The sequence below is a fragment of the Streptomyces sp. DSM 118878 genome (assembly GCF_052936595.1).
Genome location: NZ_CP193622.1, coordinates 4,757,867 through 4,775,149, shown reverse-complemented (window position 1 = coordinate 4,775,149; position 17,283 = coordinate 4,757,867). Strand labels below are relative to the sequence as shown.

18 protein-coding genes are annotated in these 17,283 nt (G+C 70.3%); 11 read left to right on the top strand and 7 right to left on the bottom strand.

All coding sequences use genetic code 11. The features are described from left to right. The first annotated feature begins 75 nt into the window (after positions 1-75). Positions 76-852, top strand: coding sequence for a phosphate ABC transporter ATP-binding protein PstB (gene pstB / locus ACRAKF_RS21235; protein WP_447038808.1), 777 nt, complete (start codon positions 76-78; stop codon positions 850-852). 126 nt (positions 853-978) lie between these two features. Here the strand turns inward: pstB and ACRAKF_RS21230 are convergent, their stop codons facing one another. Both ACRAKF_RS21230 and ACRAKF_RS21225 read right to left on the bottom strand, forming a co-directional pair. Beyond that, entirely contained in the window at positions 979-1,977 is a 999-nt protein-coding gene (locus ACRAKF_RS21230) for an anion permease (RefSeq protein WP_447038807.1), read from the bottom strand. Positions 1,978-1,985: 8 nt separating this feature from the next. After that, the gene (locus tag ACRAKF_RS21225) at positions 1,986-2,606 is read right to left on the bottom strand and encodes a DUF47 domain-containing protein (RefSeq protein WP_125513699.1); all 621 of its coding nucleotides are present in this window, start codon (positions 2,604-2,606) and stop codon (positions 1,986-1,988) included. A gap of 202 nt (positions 2,607-2,808) precedes the next feature. Between ACRAKF_RS21225 and ACRAKF_RS21220 the strand changes: the two genes are divergently transcribed. Continuing rightward, complete coding sequence (locus ACRAKF_RS21220) at positions 2,809-3,168, top strand: metal-sensitive transcriptional regulator (protein WP_447038806.1); 360 nt, start codon at positions 2,809-2,811, stop codon at positions 3,166-3,168. Positions 3,169-3,238: 70 nt separating this feature from the next. Here ACRAKF_RS21220 and ACRAKF_RS21215 read toward each other — a convergent pair whose 3' ends face one another. Together ACRAKF_RS21215 and ACRAKF_RS21210 are read right to left on the bottom strand one after the other, a co-directional pair. After that, complete coding sequence (locus ACRAKF_RS21215; protein WP_447038804.1) at positions 3,239-3,430, bottom strand: hypothetical protein; 192 nt, start codon at positions 3,428-3,430, stop codon at positions 3,239-3,241. 124 nt (positions 3,431-3,554) lie between these two features. Continuing rightward, a complete protein-coding gene (locus ACRAKF_RS21210) occupies positions 3,555-4,382 on the bottom strand; it encodes a hypothetical protein (RefSeq protein WP_447038803.1) in 828 nt (275 codons plus the stop codon). A gap of 151 nt (positions 4,383-4,533) precedes the next feature. Between ACRAKF_RS21210 and ACRAKF_RS21205 the strand changes: the two genes are divergently transcribed. Continuing rightward, on the top strand, positions 4,534-4,719 hold the full coding sequence (locus tag ACRAKF_RS21205) for a hypothetical protein (protein WP_447038802.1): 186 nt from the start codon (positions 4,534-4,536) through the stop codon (positions 4,717-4,719). An 84-nt stretch (positions 4,720-4,803) separates the two neighbouring features. Next, positions 4,804-6,384, top strand: coding sequence for an FAD-binding oxidoreductase (locus ACRAKF_RS21200; RefSeq protein ID WP_447038801.1), 1,581 nt, complete (start codon positions 4,804-4,806; stop codon positions 6,382-6,384). A gap of 63 nt (positions 6,385-6,447) precedes the next feature. Here the strand turns inward: ACRAKF_RS21200 and ACRAKF_RS21195 are convergent, their stop codons facing one another. Both ACRAKF_RS21195 and ACRAKF_RS21190 read right to left on the bottom strand, forming a co-directional pair. Further along, on the bottom strand, positions 6,448-7,164 hold the full coding sequence (locus tag ACRAKF_RS21195) for a phosphatase PAP2 family protein (protein WP_447038799.1): 717 nt from the start codon (positions 7,162-7,164) through the stop codon (positions 6,448-6,450). Positions 7,165-7,413: 249 nt separating this feature from the next. Beyond that, a complete protein-coding gene (locus ACRAKF_RS21190; RefSeq protein ID WP_447038798.1) occupies positions 7,414-8,442 on the bottom strand; it encodes a C40 family peptidase in 1,029 nt (342 codons plus the stop codon). A 143-nt stretch (positions 8,443-8,585) separates the two neighbouring features. On the opposite strand from ACRAKF_RS21190, the gene ACRAKF_RS21185 reads away from it, so the two are divergent. After that, positions 8,586-8,864 carry a DUF397 domain-containing protein gene (locus ACRAKF_RS21185; RefSeq protein ID WP_447038797.1) on the top strand — a complete coding sequence of 93 codons (279 nt, stop codon included), beginning with the start codon at positions 8,586-8,588 and terminating at the stop codon, positions 8,862-8,864. Here the strand turns inward: ACRAKF_RS21185 and ACRAKF_RS21180 are convergent. Next, positions 8,857-9,639, bottom strand: a complete 783-nt coding sequence (locus ACRAKF_RS21180; protein WP_447038796.1) for a hypothetical protein — start codon at positions 9,637-9,639, stop codon at positions 8,857-8,859. The genes ACRAKF_RS21185 and ACRAKF_RS21180 overlap by 8 nt on opposite strands. A gap of 195 nt (positions 9,640-9,834) precedes the next feature. Here ACRAKF_RS21180 and ACRAKF_RS21175 point away from each other — a divergent pair, with 195 nt between their 5' ends. The 6 genes from ACRAKF_RS21175 (at position 9,835) to ACRAKF_RS21150 (ending at position 17,283) form a co-directional block, all read left to right on the top strand. Next, a complete protein-coding gene (locus ACRAKF_RS21175) occupies positions 9,835-10,578 on the top strand; it encodes a DUF4232 domain-containing protein (protein WP_447038795.1) in 744 nt (247 codons plus the stop codon). A gap of 701 nt (positions 10,579-11,279) precedes the next feature. Then, the gene (locus ACRAKF_RS21170; RefSeq protein WP_447038793.1) at positions 11,280-12,791 is read left to right on the top strand and encodes a tetratricopeptide repeat protein; all 1,512 of its coding nucleotides are present in this window, start codon (positions 11,280-11,282) and stop codon (positions 12,789-12,791) included. Between the two features lie 226 nt (positions 12,792-13,017). Beyond that, entirely contained in the window at positions 13,018-13,326 is a 309-nt protein-coding gene (locus ACRAKF_RS21165) for a hypothetical protein (protein ID WP_447038792.1), read from the top strand. A 246-nt stretch (positions 13,327-13,572) separates the two neighbouring features. After that, positions 13,573-14,397 (top strand): hypothetical protein, encoded by an 825-nt coding sequence (locus ACRAKF_RS21160; RefSeq protein ID WP_447038791.1) that lies wholly within the window; start codon positions 13,573-13,575, stop codon positions 14,395-14,397. Next, positions 14,387-15,727, top strand: coding sequence for a hypothetical protein (locus tag ACRAKF_RS21155; protein WP_447038790.1), 1,341 nt, complete (start codon positions 14,387-14,389; stop codon positions 15,725-15,727). Before ACRAKF_RS21160 ends, ACRAKF_RS21155 begins: the two co-directional genes overlap by 11 nt. Further along, the gene (locus ACRAKF_RS21150) at positions 15,724-17,283 is read left to right on the top strand and encodes an SCO6880 family protein (protein WP_447038788.1); all 1,560 of its coding nucleotides are present in this window, start codon (positions 15,724-15,726) and stop codon (positions 17,281-17,283) included. Before ACRAKF_RS21155 ends, ACRAKF_RS21150 begins: the two co-directional genes overlap by 4 nt.

The window sequence follows — 17,283 nt, the reverse complement described above, 5'->3', positions numbered from 1 at the left end:
GGCCCACCGACGGAGACCGTGCCGGCGGCCCTCTCGCCCCGCCCCCAGAGCTTTCCGAAAGAAGCAGTGATTCCCATGGCCAAGCGAATCGACGTATCGGGCCTGACGGCCTTCTACGGTTCCCACAAGGCGATCGACGACATCTCGATGACCGTGGAGCCCCGCTCCGTGACGGCGTTCATCGGCCCGTCCGGCTGCGGCAAGTCCACCTTCCTGCGCACCCTGAACCGTATGCACGAGGTCACCCCCGGCGGCCGCGTCGAGGGCAAGGTGCTCCTGGACGACGAGGACCTCTACGGCAGCGGCGTGGACCCGGTGGCCGTGCGCCGCACGATCGGCATGGTCTTCCAGCGCCCGAACCCGTTCCCCACGATGTCGATCTTCGACAACGTCGCCGCGGGCCTCAAGCTCAACGGCTCGTACAAGAAGAACGAGCTGGCCGACATCGTCGAGAAGTCCCTCAAGGGCGCGAACCTCTGGAACGAGGTCAAGGACCGCCTGAACAAGCCCGGCTCCGGTCTCTCCGGCGGCCAGCAGCAGCGCCTGTGCATCGCGCGGGCCATCGCGGTCGAGCCGCAGGTGCTCCTCATGGACGAGCCGTGCTCGGCCCTGGACCCCATCTCGACCCTCGCCATCGAGGACCTGATCGGCGAGCTGAAGGAGCGCTTCACGATCGTCATCGTGACGCACAACATGCAGCAGGCCGCCCGCGTCTCGGACCGTACGGCCTTCTTCAACCTGGCCGCTGTCGGCCAGCCCGGCAAGCTCGTCGAGATCGACGAGACCTCGCGGATCTTCTCCAACCCCTCGGTGCAGGCGACCGAGGACTACATCTCGGGCCGCTTCGGCTGAGCCACCGGCCCCCCGGGCTCCCCGCGGTGCTGCATGGCGGTGCCACCGCAGGGACAACAAGAAGGGCCCGCCCCTGGCTCCCGGGGGCGGGCCCTTCCATGTACCGGCTGAGTGCTGCTGCGGCCGCTACAGGAACGCGAAGTTCACGATGTAGAAGCTGACCGCCGCGACGAGCGCGGCCGCGGGCATCGTGATGAACCAGCCCAGGATGATGTTCTTGGCGACACCCCACCGCACCGCGTTCACCCGCTTCGTCGCGCCCACGCCCATGATCGCGGACGTGATGACGTGCGTCGTCGAGATCGGCGCGTGGAACATGAACGCCGTGGTGAACATGATGCCCGCGCCGGTCGTCTCCGCCGCGAAACCCTGCGGCGGGTCCAGCTCGATGATCTTGCGGCCGAGGGTACGCATGATGCGCCAGCCGCCCGCGTACGTACCGAGCGAGAGCATCAGCGCGCAGGAGATCTTGACCCAGATCGGGATGGGGGCGTCGGCGCTCTGCACGTCGGAGATGACCAGCGCCATCACCACGATGCCCATCGTCTTCTGCGCGTCCTGGAGACCGTGGCCGAGCGCCATGCCGGCCGCGGACACCGTCTGCGCGATGCGGAAGCCGCGCTTGGCCTTGTGCGGGTTGGACCTGCGGAACATCCACATGATCGCGCACATGACCAGGTAGCCGATGAGGAGACCGACGACCGGGGACAGGAACATCGGGATGACGATCTTGTCGACGACCCCGGACCAGATGACGCCGATGCCGCCGGCGAGCGCCGCGCCGACCATGCCGCCGAAGAGCGCGTGCGACGAGGACGAGGGCAGCCCGAAGTACCAGGTGATGAGGTTCCACACGATGGCGCCGATGAGCGCCGCGAAGAGGATCCACATCCCCTTGTCGCCGTGCGGGGTCTCGATGATCCCCTCGCTCACGGTCTTGGCGACGCCACTGCCCATGAAGGCGCCCGCGAGGTTCATCACCGCGGCCATGGCGAGCGCCGCGCGGGGCGTCAGCGCGCGGGTGGAGACGGATGTGGCGATGGCGTTCGCGGAGTCGTGAAAGCCGTTCGTGTACGTGAAGCCGAGCGCGACGCCGATGGTCACGATCAGAGCAAAGGTGTCCATGGCGAGGCTCAGGACTCCTTGACCGCGATGGTCTCCACGGTGTTCGCCACGTGTTCGAAGGCGTCGGCCGCTTCTTCGAGGACGTCCACGATCTGCTTCAGCTTCAGCACCTCCATGGCGTCGTACTTGCCGTTGAAGAGCTGGGCGAGGAGCTTGCGGTGGATCTGGTCGGCCTGGTTCTCGAGGCGGTTGACCTCGATCCAGTACTCGGTGAGGTTCTCCATGGTCCGCAGGTTCGGCATGGCCTCGGCCGTGAGCTCCGCGGCCCGCGAGAGGACCTCGATCTGCTGCTCGACGCCCTTGGGAAGTTCCTCGACCTGATAAAGGACGACCAGGTCGACGGCCTCCTCCATGAAGTCCATGATGTCGTCCAGGGACGACGCGAGGTTGTAGATGTCCTCGCGGTCGAAGGGCGTGATGAACGAGGAGTTCAGCTGGTGGAAGATCGCATGCGTCGCGTCGTCTCCCGCGTGTTCCGCGGCCCGCATACGCTCTGCGATCTCGGCCCGGGCGGACGAGTCCGCTCCGAGCAGTTCCATGAGGAGCTTCGAGCCCGTGACGATGTTGTCCGCGGATGCGGCGAACATGTCGTAGAAGCTCGTCTCCCTGGGGGTCAGACGAAAGCGCACGTGGGGTCCTCGGGGTGCTCTGGATGCGGTCAGGCTGATGCTAGGCGCATCATCCGGCCACGGCTAACCGGCCGCTCCCCAGTGTCGCCCATCAGGCACAGTGATCAGCACACCCCCCGAAGAATCGGCTAGAATATACCCGCCAGGGGTATACGGAACTGCAGAAACACAAAACACAACATAAGTCCCAGAGGAGGACGCGATGACGACCACCGAGGCGGCCGACGCGGCCGTGCCGACCCCGGGGGAGCCCGCGGCGGCCTCCGACCACGCGCACGGCGTGCACGGGTACCACAAGCAGAAGGACGAGCACCTCAAGCGGCTGCGGCGCATCGAGGGCCAGGTCCGCGGCCTCCAGCGCATGGTCGAGGAGGACGTCTACTGCATCGACATACTCACGCAGGTCTCGGCGAGCACGAAGGCCCTCCAGTCCTTCGCCCTCCAGCTCCTCGAAGAGCACCTGCGCCACTGCGTGGCCGACGCGGCGGTCAAGGGCGGCACGGAGATCGACGCGAAGGTGGAAGAGGCGACCAAGGCGATCGCCCGGATGCTCCGGACGTAACGCTCCCGCTGAGGGAACGGCCCCGGCCCCGGCCCTGGCGAGCGACTAGGGGCCAGGGGCAGGGCGTGGGCTAGGGGCGGTCGTCGCCGCGGGCCGCGCCTTCCCGCCCGTCGGAGACCCTCAGCACCTCGTCGATCCGGTCGAAGCTGAGCCGCTCGGCCGCCGCACTCGCCGCAATGATGAGGTCGCCGCAGAGCTCGATCTCGGCGAGGGCGACGTGGTCCTGAACCGCCGTACCACCACGCACCGGAGCCACGTCCATCACCTCTTCCTGATCCGCACGGCCCGCGCCCGTCCCGTCCGGCGCGGCACCGACTTCCTAGAGTAGGGAGCGGCCTACGCGCCGCGCATGGCACGGACGGACCATTTCCACCAGCCGTACGCGACTACGACCCCGCGATTTCACCGGCGAAGATGTCCTTGTCGGCCGGAAGCCGCACCCGCACCGGCGCCCCGAAGCCGTAGAGCAGCATGGTGGACGCCACATCGCCGTTGGCCACGGTGAACTGCTGACGCAGCTTCCGCACCCGCCCCCGATCGTCGAGATAGGCATCGAAGGGCACCCCCTTCTTGCTGAACCCTTTCGCCGCCGCGATCCCCAGCGCACCGCGCTGACCTGCGGAGGCAGCCTTGGCCGCGGCCCGCAGATCGGCGACCCCGCGGTAGTGCCGTACCTCCTCGCCCCCGACCCGCTCCTCCCCCACGTACGACACGTCCCGCGCCCCGCGCAGCAGCTCAGCCGCCGCGAGGGGGTCCGTGGCACCCCCGGTGACGAGGTTCCCGTCGGAGAGCGAGCGTGTCTCGATCCGCACCCACTTGTCGGCCGGCACCCCGGCCCCGCGGTTCTTCATGTACAGCGCCCCCGAGGCCATCAGCTCGGTGATGGGCCTGCGCGTGCCGCCGGCCACCGCGTCCCGCGGGAGCACCACCTCGAACTCCCCGCGCTGCCGGACGAAGTCGTAGCGCCCCTCGCCCCGGATGGTCACGCGCGTCCCTCCGCTGTCCATCTCCATGGACGTACTGGCCTTGGCGCTGCCCGCCCCGACCAGTGCCGCGGCGACCCCCCGCACCGCCTGCCGCGCGCTCGCGGGGTCCTCGGCCCCGCCGCTGTCGGCGGCCGCGCCGCCGCCCACGCACCCGGTGGCGGCGGCCATCAGGCCCGCCACCGCGACCGCGGCGCCCGCTGTGCCGGTGCGCCTGCGCTGCTGACCCATCGCCTGTACCCCCAAGCGTGTCCGCGCTTGTCGATCCCCCGTCGTTCCCCCCTCGTCCTAACGACCGGTCCGTTGACCCGTCACGCCGAGCCCAGGGGCCGAGCCGCACCATGACGCCCCCTGGTTCACCCGTGGTCGGTACCGTGTCCGCGTGGCCGATCAGGAAGACCTCGCACCCCACCGCACGTCGACCGTCGAGAAGGGCCGTTTCGTGGCGGCCCACTGTTCCTGCGGCTGGCGCGGCCCGGCCCGCAGAGCCCGCAGCAAGGCCCGCACGGACGCCGCCGAACACGAGGCGTCCCCGCAGAGCCCCCTGACGTACAGCCCCGCGACGTAGCGTCCCGCGACGTACGGCCCCGCGATCCGGGGAACCCGGCCGCCGCGCACACCGTCTCGTTCTCCGGAAGCAACGGGAGGCGTCATGGAACGACGTACGTTCATCGGCACCACGGCGGCCACGCTGGCCGCCGCCACGGTCGCGGGTTGTTCGAGCGGAGGCCAGGGGGCGGCTCCGGGCACGGAAGCGACGACGCGCGGCAGCGGGAGCCCCGGGGCCACGCCGATCAGGACGACGAGCGCCGCGGCCACCTCCCCCGCCACGCTCAAGGCGCTCGCCAGGGACCTGGACGGCACCCTCGTACAGCCGGGCGAGGCCAAGTGGGCGGCGGCCCGGCAGCTCTACAACACCCGCTTCGACAACCTGAGGCCCACCGCCGTCGCCTATGTGGCGCACCCGGACGACATCCGCACGGCCCTCGCCTACGCCCGCGCGCACCGCACGCCGGTCGCGATACGCAACGGCGGCCACTCGTACGCGGGCTGGTCGTCCGGCACCGGACGGCTCGTCATCGACGTGTCGAAGCTGAGCAGGACACGGGCGAGCGGGAGCAGCGCGACCATCGGCGGCGGCGCCAAACTCATCGACGTCTACCGCTCGCTCGCCGCGAAGGGCGTCACCATCCCCGCGGGTTCCTGCCCGACCGTCGGCATCTCGGGCCTGACCCTCGGCGGCGGCCATGGCGTGGTCTCCCGCGCGTACGGCCTGACCTGCGACAGCCTCACCTCCGCGAAGCTGATCACGGCGGACGGCAAGGAGCTCAGGGCCTCCAAGTCGGAGAACAAGGAGCTGTTCTGGGCGCTGCGCGGCGCGGGCAACGGCAACTTCGGTGTCGTCACCGAGCTGTCCTACCGCACGCACGCCGCGCCCCAGGGAGTCTCGGCGTACATGACCTGGCCCTGGTCGAAGGCGGCCGCCGTCATCAAGGCCTGGCAGGTGTGGGGGCCCGACCAGCCCGACGAGATATGGTCCTCCGTCCACCTGGCGAACACCCCCGGCGGCACCCCGACCGTCTCCGTCGCCTGTTTCTCGCTCGGCACCTACGGCGAGCTGCAGAACGCCGTCGACCGTCTCGCCGACAAGATCGGCGCCTCGGCCCGTAGCGTCTCCCTGAAGCGGCGTACGTACGAGGAGGCCATGGAGGTGTACGCGGGCTGCTCGTCCTTCGCGGCGGACGACCAGTGCCATCTGCCGGGTGCGACGCCGGGCCGTGACACGCAGGGCGCGCTCCAGCGGGAGACGTACGCGGCGAGCTCGGACTTCTTCGACCGTTCGCTGTCGGCGGCGGGCATCCGCGCGATGCTGTCGCAGATCGAGAACGTGACGGGCGCGAGCGCGGGCAGCATCGCGCTCACCGCGCTCGGCGGCGCCATCAACCGCGTCGACCCCACGGCGACGGCCTTCGTGCACCGCCGCTCACGGATGCTGGCCCAGTACATCGCGTCGTGGCGCGCGGGCACCTCGGGTTCGGCCGCCCGGGCTTGGCTGAAGAAGGCGCACGGCTCGATGGGGCGGTACGCGTCCGGGGCGGCGTACCAGAACTACACGGACTCGACGCTGACGAACTGGCGCGAGGCCTATTACGGGGACGCGGCGCCGCGCCTGAAGAAGCTGAAGAAGCAGTACGACCCGAACCGCTTCTTCGACTTCCCGCAGGCTCTCTGACGCCCCGGCAGATCCGGCGGCCGGTCACGTCAGACGGCCGGTCACGTCAGGCGGTCGGTCACGTCAGGCGGCGAGGTCCCGCTCGTCCGGGTCCGCCGCCTGCGAGGACGAGGCCGAGGACGCGTCGCCGAGCGGCGCGGCCACGGGACCGATCCGGCGGTCGCGCACCAGCCAGCCGAGGCTCCCCGACCGTCCGACGGCCTTGGCGAGCGGGGTGAGCAGGGCCATCGCGAGCGGGGAGAGCAGCAGGGCGACGGCGGTGCCGAGCGCGAAGCCGCCGATGACGTCCGTGGGGTAGTGGACGCCCATGAAGACCCGGCAGAAGCCCTCGAACGCGGCGAGCGCGAGGCCGGCGAACCCGAACCTGCGGTTGGCGACGAAGAGCGCCGCGCCCATGGCCATGGCGAGCGTCGCGTGGTCGCTGACGAAGGAGAAGTCGTTCTTGCCGTCGACCAGCACGTCGAGCCCGCTGTGGTCCTTGGCCGGCCGCGGTCTTTCCACGAAGCCGCGGATGGGGACGTTGACGAGTACGGCGATGCCGGCGGCGAGCGGCGCCCAGACGACGGCGGCGACCGAGGAGGCGGCCTCGTCGAGGGTGCCCCGCTTCCGCTGGCCCCACCAGCACCACACCACGAGCAGCACGAGGGCGATCAGCAGTCCGTACTCCCCGACGAACGCGAGGGCGCGATCGAGCCAGTGGGGGGTCTCCTGCGTCAGGCCGTTGATGTCGTAGAGCAGGCTGACGTCGGGGTTCGACCCGGATTCATCGAGTCCAGCCATGGCGCTGCGGCCCCTTGTCTTTAGCCCGTGGGCGCGCCGTTCCGCGCACCCCTTCCATCAGCCCCCGTGGTCGGTCCAGTCAAGGGAACGTGCAGTCCCCACCCCTACGTTCCACTCTCCACCGAAAGATCACTCAGACGTTACCGAAGAGAGATACATCGCCGCAGCTCAGGGGAGTGTTTTTACGGAGGGTTCAAGCCATGTCACCGGGAGCGCACGCCCCGGCGCACATTCCGCAGGCCCCTTGTTTCAGACCTCCGTCGGCTTGACGGGGGCCGCTTTCGCGCCATCTTCGGTGACTCGGGTCGCGCCGAAGTAATCCGGGGTGTCGATCGGGTCGAACCGGATCACGGCACCCGCCCGCGGGGCGTTGATCATGTAGCCGCCGCCCACGTAGATCCCGACGTGCCGGATGGCGCGGGAGTTGGTGAGGTCGTCGGAGAAGAAGACGAGATCTCCCGGGAGCAGCTCTTCGCGCTTGGGGTGCGGCCCGGCGTTGTACTGGTCGTTGGCGACGCGCGGCAGCGTGATGTCCACCGAGCGGTAGGCGGCGAGGGTGAGGCCGGAGCAGTCGAAGCGGCCGTTCTGCTCGGGCGTGCCGTTGCCGCCCCACAGGTAGGGGGTGCCGAGCTTCTTCTGCGCGTAGTAGATGGCGGCGGCCGCCTGCTGCGACGGCTGCACGCGCCCCACGGGCTTCGCGAAGCTCTTGGAGAGGTCGGTGATGGTCTGCACGTAGTTCTGCGTCTCGCGGTACGGCGGGACGCCGCCGTACTTGATGACGGCGTACGGCCCCGCGTTGTACGCGGCCAGCATGTTCTTCGTGGGGTTGCCCGGGGCGTCCTTCACGTAGCCCGCGAGCTTGCAGTCGTAACTGGCCGCGGACGGGATGGCGTCCTCGGGGTCCCAGACGTCGCGGTCGCCGTCACCGTCGCCGTCGAGGCCGTGCGTGGCCCAGGTCCCCGGGATGAACTGCGCTATCCCCAGCGCCTTGGCCGGGCTCTTGGCCCGCGGGTTGAACCCGCTCTCCTGATAGAGCTGGGCGGCGAGCAGCGCGGGGTTGATGGCCTTGCAGAGGTTGCCCCACTTCTGGACGAGGGGCTGATAGGTCGCGGGTACGGCGCCCTTGGCGAGCCCGACGGAAGCGCCGCCGCCCGCGCCGCTCGCACCGCCCGCCATGCTCCCTGCGGCCATGTACGTCCCGAGGACGAGCAGCGCGATGAAGCCGAGGGCACCGCCGAACCCGACGGAGGCGATCAGCCAGGCCTTACGCACCGTCAACCACCCCTTGCCGCCCGGGAGTCCGCCGTCGCTCAGTGTAGAGGGCGCGCACGGAAGTGGCAGTGATCATTCACAGATCCCCGGGGCGCACCGGGGCGCACGCGATAATCGGCGGGCACCGCACCGCGATACAGGGAGAGCCCATGTCCGACGTCCCCGGCGAGGCAACGCCACGCCCCGAGATCCCCGCCGGCCTCGACTGGGTCCGCGCCGCCCCGGAGGGTGAGGACGGCCCCGGCCCGTGGATCGAGATCGCCTTCGGCGAGGACGACTCCGTCCACCTCCGGGAGACCAGCGACCCGGAGAACGTCGTCACCACCACGCGCAAGAAATGGGACGCCTTCGTCCTGGGCGTGCAGGCGGGCGAGTTCGACCACTTCGTGGAGGGCGTGGCCGATCCCGGGGAGGCGCGCCTCAGTTGACGAACTCGTCCGTCAGTACGCAGCCGTCCACCAGGGCGGGCACCTCCGTGGTGTCCCCCGACGGCCGGTGATTCGGGTTGCAGTTGAGGATCAGCAGGCCCGACGAGGAGAGGTCACGGATCGTCCGGTCGTCGGGCGCGATCACGGCGAAGTCCTTGCCGACCGCGAAGCCGCCCTTGATGGCGGCCTGCTGGTTCTTCTTCATGCGCTCGGCCACGTCCGCCTTGTACGCGGACTGGAAACGCTCCATGTCGCTGGTCTTGAAGACGCGGATCCAGCCGCGACCGCCGTCGTCACACGTGCCGCGGAACTGCACGCCCCACGAGGCGTCGAACTTCTCGTCCATGGGGTAGTAACGCTCGTCGGACGGGCTGACGCTGTAGCGCTCGCAGGTGGTGAAGCGCTGGATGTACTCGCCCGCGGCCATCACGCTGCCGGCCTGCGGCATGTTGTCCAGCAGCCGCTTCTGGCGGACGTGGGGGCCGCCGCTGGTGCCGCCGTTGCGGGTGGGGTTCTCGTCACCGGCACCGGCGCTGGTGCCGCCCTCGCCGGCGTCGGTGCCGCTCTCGTGGGCGTCGGCGTCGGTGCCGCTTTCGCCGGTGCCCGAGCCGTCGTCCGGGCCCGTGGGTTCCGAGAGGCCCGGCAGTCCGGCGGCGCCGTCCTTCTTGCCTCCGCCGTCGTCCTCGCAGGCGGTCGCCGTCAGGGCGAGGGCGGTCACCGCGAATGCCGCGGCGAGCGTACGAAGGGGTACGTGAAGGGCTGCGCGGAGGGTCATGAACATGATCGTAGCGTCCCACGGGGGCATTCCAGGGAAGGGTTATTTCCGCAGGTCAGAGGCGTTCCAGCATTCCAGCGTCCCTGATCCCACGGCGATCCTTGCCCGTACCGACCGCCACGGGTTTCTCTGTTGCCAGGCCACGGACGGCGGCCACGCAACCGACACACCAACGCACCTCACGGGGGACCCGACATGAAGCTCAAGCACGCCTCGAAGACCGCCTCGAAGACCCTGCTCACCGGCCTCGCGCTCCTCGGGGCGCTCTCGCTCACCGCCTGCAACAACGGTGACGACGGCTCGGACAAGGCGGACGCCCGGCCCGAGCCCTCGGTGAGCGTCCCCGCGGACTCCGGCCAGAGCGGCGGCGACTCCGACTCCGGCTCCGGCTCCTCGGACAAGGGCTCGGGTTCCTCGGACAGCGGCTCCGGCTCGGGCTCCGGTTCGGGCTCCGGCGGCAACGCCGAGGGCAGCGTCGCGGGCACCGGATCGAACGAGAACGGCAAGGTCGGCATCTGCCGCAGCGACGAGCTGGAGGTTACGGCCGCCGACAACACGACGGGCAAGGAGGAGGGCGTCGTCACCGTCGCGTTCACGAACGGCGGCGGCCGGGACTGCGCCATCAACGGCTACGCGGGAGTCGACCTCCAGACGTCCGCGGGCGACACGCTGTCCGTGGACCGCAACGGCGAGCAGCCGCGCCGCGAGATCCTGAAGGACGGCGAGACCGCGGCCTTCAACATCACGTTCCCGGTCAACAACAGCGGCGGCTCCGGCATACGCATCGCCAAGCTCCTGGTGACCCCGCCGAACGAGACGAAGACCGTCACCGTCACCTGGCCCGCGGGCACCCTCCCGGTGGGCGGCGAGGACGCCTCGGCCGGCCCGAAGCTCTCCATCGCCCCGGTCGGCAAGGTCAGCGACTCCCCGGCGGGCTGAGCGACTCCCCGGCCGGCTGGAAGACGTCCCCCGTCGGCCGAGAAACGGAAGAGCCCCCTGAGCCCAGAGAAACACACCGGCCACAGGGGGCTCCGCCCTGTCCGCCGCGCCTGATTGACGCGCCCCGCAATCAGCCCCGATCGTAGGGGATTGCGCGCTATGCGACCGCCGCCCGAAGCGGCACACCGCAGACGCAGGGCTGGGGGGAGCCGACCATGGACGAGCCACGCGAGGACGCGGGTGGCCGCGGCACCGGGAACGGGGAGGCAACTGGCCGCGGGCCAGAGGCTCAAGACGCCACCGGGCGCAGCGCCGGGGGCGGGGACACCACCGGGCACAGCCCCAGAGACGGCAGCCCCAGAGACGGCAGCCTCAGCGGAGGCGACCCCGGAGATGGACGCCCCGCCGGACGCAATCCCGAAGACGGGCATCCCGCCGGACGCAATCCCGAAGGCGAACGCCCCGCCGGACACAGCCCCGAAGGCGGGAACCCCGCCGGGCCCGAAGCCACCCGGCCCCAGCCGGGCCAGTTCGGTCCGCCGCCCTCGTACCCGTACCCGCCCCCGTACCCGCCCCCGAGCTCCGAGCCCCAGAGCCTGCCGCAACCGCAACCCGGGCCGCAGCCGGGGCCGCAGCTCCCGCCCCCGCCGCCCTCGTACCCGAACCCCTACGCCATCACCGCCCCGCCGCCCCTCCCCCCTATGCCCGCCCGGACGCCCGACGTGGGCCCCGGCCCCGGCCCCGGGCCCCTCCGGCCCCTCACCGTCGCCCTGCTCAACCTGTCGGGCCTCGGGCTCGGTTACCTGCTCGTCCGGCGGTGGCTGCTCGCCGGGGTGTGCTGGGCGGCCACCATCGCCCTGCTGGTCGTCGCGCTGCCCGCAGACGTCGACGGCGTACCCGGCGGCCTGCTCATCGGCTACGGCGCCCTGCTCCTGCTGGCCGCCGCCCACGGCGCGTACCGCGCGGCCCACGACCGCCGCCCCTGGCCGCTGCGGGCCCCGCTCGCCGTGGCGTTGGCCGTCGCGCTGCTCGCCGTACCCGCCGGAGGCGCCTACGCGTACGAGAACGCGCGGGACGAGGCCGTCGAGCAGATGCTCCTCGACCGCCTCCACACCGCCGACCGCATCGTCACGGGGCTCAAGGGCACGGCCTTCAACAGCGGCACGGCCAAGGCCCGGTACAAGAAGGCCCTCGGCATCTACCGCGGTCTCGCCGACGACCACCCGGACTCCAAGGCCGCCGACCGCCTGCCGCGGAGCCTCGACGCCTACTACCAGTCCGTCGCCGCCCCTTACGCCGCCAAGCAGTACTGCGACGCCGTCACCCCGCTCCAACACCTGCGGACCGTCCCCGACACCCTCGGCAAGGACCACCTCGGCTCCCTCGCCACCTGGCCCGACGACCGCCTCGCCACCTCGCTCTACGAGTGCGGCGTCGCGGGCCTCGGCCGCACCGCGGGCGCGGACACCCTCGGCACGCTGCTCCGCACGTTCCCCGACTCCGACCAGGCCGGCAAGGTCGAGCCCGCCCTCCGCGCGGCCATCACGAGCCGCGAGACCGCGCTCAAGGGCTCCGTCCCCTGCACCGTCGTCGACGAGCTGCGCGCCATCGGCACCACCGCGGACGCCCTGCCCGCCGGCAAGGTCGACGGCAAGGCCCTGCGCGGGGCCGCCGACCGCGTCGTGGAGAACGGCGTATACGCCTGCGGGGTCGACGAGTTCGAGGACGGCCGCTTCACCGCGGCCGCCGAGACCCTGAACGGCTTCGCCAAGGACTACCCGGCCAACAAGAGGCACGACCGCGCCGAAGACATCGCCGTCGCCGCCGAGATCGCGGCCGAACGCCCGAGCGCGGGCCGCCGCCTGCCCCCCTCCCGCCCCGGAGGCGGCAGCAAGGTCGACCTGGTCCTCGCCAACCTCGGCCCCGGCGAGCTGGAGGTGCTCTACACCGGCCCCACCACGGGCACCATCAAGCTCAAGGCGTGCGCGTCCTGCGGGCCCTACCCCACCAAGGCAGCGGGCGAAAAGGCATGCCGGGCGGGCGTCTCGAAGTACCCGAAGACCACCTTGCGGCTACCCGCGGGCGACTACCACTTCCTCTACAAGCGGGCGACCGTACGCAAACGAGCCGACGGCGCGACGCTCAGCACGTCCTACCGCTACACCGACTGCTCCTTCGTGACGCGTGGGGCGGCTGGGCTCGGGCTCTCGTAACTCCTGGTCAGAGGCGCGCCGGGCCGTCATTGCCCGGCGTCTTACCGCGTGATACACAGAGTGACCGGGCCTCGCGCGCGAGGAAACGCACGAAGTCAGCCAAGGAATGACGCCAAGGCGGCACACGCAGGCCTGATTGTCGGCGAGAATGAACTGTCCTCTGCGTCGAAGTAGGCAGAGGCAGGCATAGGTACCAGAACAACCCACTAGGGGCGGTGAGTTATACATGCTTATGGCAGCCGAAAAGGGCGACATCACCACCATCATCGGCGGGATCGCCCCCGACTGGGGTCCCTTCGGGAACCTGGGCAACGAAGCACGCGTGATGATCGAGGTCGTGATGGCGATCGCCATCCTCCTCTGTCTCGGCATTGCCATCTGGGGCGCGGCGAAGCAGCGCATCGGTGCGACGGCGCTGCGTGACACCTTCAGCGCGGAACAGGGCAAGGGCCTGATCATCGCGGGCCTGACCGGCGTCTTCATCATCGGTTCGCTGGGCACGCTGTTCACGATCGTCTACGGCATGGCGGTCTAGCGGCCCCCCTCCCCTCTCCCACCCCCACACTCCCCACGCCCCCACACTCCCCTCGTCCCCCTGCTCCCCATCTCCCCTTTCTCCCCTTTCTCCCCATCTCCTTCATCCGTCCGTCGTGCCCACCGGCAGAGGTTGCTGCTCCCTGATGTCGAGTCACCACACCGCGCCCGCGCGGAAACCAGCACGGCTACCGTCATACGTGTCCTTGGTGACGGTCACGCGAAAAGTCGAGGGGGCGTACGCGGCATGAGTCTCGACGACGAGCGGAACAGTGGCCCCTTCGGCGGCTCGGGGGAGACCAGGACGAGACTCCCCGAGGGGGAGGGCGACACCCGCAGAACCTCCCGTTCGGGACGGTCGTCCTCGCGGAGCCTGGTGACGGTGGTCGGCGTCGTGGTCCTGCTGATCGCGGCGATCGCCTTCGCCAACCGTGGCGACGGGGGTTCCGACGGCGACGGCAGCGACGAGAAGAAGCCGCAGGCGACGTCGACGGCCCCTTCGGGGGAGAAGCCCGTCACGGGCAAGAACGGGGGGATTCCCTCGGGGTTCGCGGATACCAAGCAGGGCGCGCAGAGCGCGGCGGCGAACTTCGCCGTACCCCTCGGCTCCGCCGAGATGTTCGACAAGGACAAGCGGGACACCATCCTTGAAGCCGTCATGGCTCCGTCCAGCGTGCCGGAGTTCCGGGCCGACCTCGACAAGGCGTACGGCCCCGCGTTCTTCGAGAACGTGGGCCTGAACAAAGACGGCTCGACGCCCAGCGGTTACCAGTTCGTCTCCCGTACCACCCCCATCGGCACCAAGGTCACCGACTTCTCGAAGGGGAAGGCGACCGTCGAAGTCTGGTGCAGCGGCCTGCTCGGCCTGTCGGGCGAGAAGTCGACCAAGCCGGTCACCAACAACTGGTTCACCATCACCATGGAGCTGGCGTGGATCGACGGTGACTGGAAGGCCGTCACCCACTCCCAGAAGGACGGTCCCGCCCCTGTCCCGGGCGATGACCGTGCGTCCGGCTCCGATGAGATCTCGAAGGCAGTCGAAGGGTACGGAGGGTTCACTTATGCCCGGTAGCCGCCACGTACTCCGACTCGGCGCCGCCGTCGCGGCCGTACAGACCTCTGCGGTCCTGTTCGCGACGCATGCCTTCGCCGCGCCGGACCCGAAGGACGACGCGTGTGACCTGATCCACGGCCCCGCCAAAAAGTACTGCGAAAAAGGCCAACAAGGCGGAGACGACAGCGGCGGTGGCAGTGATTACCCCACCGATCCGCCCATCACCGACGGCGCCGACCCGCTGAGCTCCCTGGCCAAGGGCTGCGCCGAAGCCGCCTCCTGGACCGTCGACAAGCTCTCCGACGCCGTGAAGGAGACCGCCAGCGTCGACTTCACGAACCCCAAGTTCCTCCAGCAGTACGCCGTCGTCTTCGCCGCGTCGACCATCCTCACCCTCCTCCTCTGGCTGCTCGCCGTGGCGAAGAGGGCCGTGCGAGGCGTGCCGCTGACCACCGCGATCTCCGAGGCCATCGGCTTCCTGTGGCTGACGGTGCTCGCCTCCGCGTTCACGCCGCTGATCCTGTACACGGTCGTGTCCGCGGCCGACGGGGTGTCGGACATCATCGCGAAGGCGACGGGCGGCCAGACGGACCAGTTCTTCGGCACGTTCTCCGAGGCCCTGAAGAAGGGCGACGACATCGGCGGCGGCCCGATCATGCTGATCGTCGTCTCGCTCGTGTCGATCCTCGCCGCGGGCATCCTCTGGCTCGAACTCGTCATCCGCGCCGCCCTTCTCTACGTGGGCGCGCTCCTCGGCACCGTCGTCTACGCCGGCCTCGTCGACAAGAACCTGTGGTCGCACGTCCGCCGCTGGGCGGGCATCATGATCGCGGTCATCCTGGTCAAACCGATCATCGTGATCGTGCTGGGCCTCGCAGGAGCGCTCTCCGCCGACGACGGACCCGACTCCTTCTCCGCGGTCGTCTCCGGCCTCTCGATCATCCTGCTGGCCATCTTCGCCAGCGCGATGATCTACCGGTTCGTGCCGGGCTTCGGTGACGACATCGCGAACTCCCGCGAGAACCGCATCATGCGCGGCGCCGAGAACAAGGCCGCCGCCGTCATCACCTCCCCCGCGTCCCTCGTCTCCCAGGGCATCAAGACCCACAGCTCACGAGGGAACGGCGACGGCGGTGGCGGCAACAGCCAGGCGCGGCCCGCCAACCCCGTCAGCGGCGGTGTCGCCGCGCACAGCGGCCGCCCCGCCGGCGGTTCCCCCAACGGCGGCGGATCGGTCACCTCCGCCGCACCCCCGCCGCGCAAGAGCGCGACGGACACGCCGCACGCGGCCAGCCGCGGCGGATCAGGCACCAGCAGCTCCAACCGCACGGGAGGTGAAGGGCGTTGACGACCCAGTCCCATGTGTCCCATCCGGTCACGCCCCGCCGCACATATCTGATCGGCCGGGCACGGCCGAACGCGATCGTCGGCAAGAACCGCGAGACAGGCGAGATCGCCCTGATCATCGTGGGGGCGTTCCTCGGCATGATGTGCGGGCTCCTCGTTCCCGTCCTCTCCCTGCGCATCGTGCTGCTCACCGGCCTCCCGATGATCGCCATCGCGGCGGTGTACGTCCCGTACAAGGGCCGCACCTTCTACAAGTGGTTCGAGATCAACCGCAGCTACAAGCGCTCCCTGAAGCGCGGCACCACCTACCGCTCCGGCGCCGCCGAGGCCGGGATCGCCCTCGACGGCCGCGAGGTCGAGGTGGGCCCGCCGCCCGGCATCGGCCGCATCAGCTGGCTGGCCGCGCCCTTCGGCCCCGACGAGATCGCCGTGCTGCTCCACGCCGACCGGCGGACCGTCACCGCCGCCATCGAGATCGAGGGCCCCGGCGTCGGCCTGCGCGACTCCGAGGACCAGGAGGCGCTGGTCGACCGGTTCGGGACGCTCCTCAAGCACGTCGCAAACGGCGACGGCTTCGTGACCCGGCTCCAGATGCTCGCCCGCACCCTCCCCGCCGACCCCGACGCCCACGCCAAGGACGTCACGGTACGAGGCGACGACCGGGCGCTGCCGTGGCTCCAGGAGTCCTACGACCAGCTCCAGTCGATGGTGTCGACCAGCAGCGAGCAGCACCGCGCCTACCTCGTGGCCTGCATGCACTACTCCCGCGACCTGGCCGCCGAGGCCCAGGCGATGGCCCGCGCGGCCCGCCCGCACGGCGGCAGGAAGCTCGACAAGGACTCCGGGCTCGCCGTCGTCATGGCCCGCGAGCTCACCGACATCTGCTCGCGGCTCCAGGAGGCGGACATCCGCGTACGGCAGCCGCTGGGGCAAGGGCGCCTCTCCTCGCTCGTGCACTCCATGTACGACCCCGACCACCCCATCGACCACATCCAGGCGATGACGAAGCGCAACGCCTGGCCCGCCGAGCTGGACGCCATGGAGGCCACGTACCTCCAGGCCAAGACCCGCGAGTCCTCGACCCGCGCGCCCTGGTGCCACGCCACGGCCTGGGTGAAGGAGTGGCCGATGACGCCCGTCGGCGTCAACTTCCTCGCCCCGCTGCTCGTCCACACCCCGGACGTGATCCGCACGGTCGCGGTGACCATGGACCTCGAACCGACCGAGGTCGCCATCGAGCGGATGCTGACCGAGAAGACCAACGACGAGGCGGAGGCGAGCCGCCAGGCCAAGATGAACCGCACGGTCGACCCCCGCGACATCGCCTCGCACTCCCGCCTGGACCAGCGCGGCGAGGACCTGGCGAGTGGCGCCGCGGGCGTCAACCTGGTCGGCTACATCACGGTCTCGTCCCGCTCCCCCGAGGCCCTCGCGCGCGACAAGCGCACCATCCGGGCCTCAGCCGGCAAGTCGTATCTGAAGCTGGAGTGGTGCGACCGCGAGCACCACAGGGCCTTCGTCAACACGCTGCCGTTCGCGACCGGCATCCGACGCTAG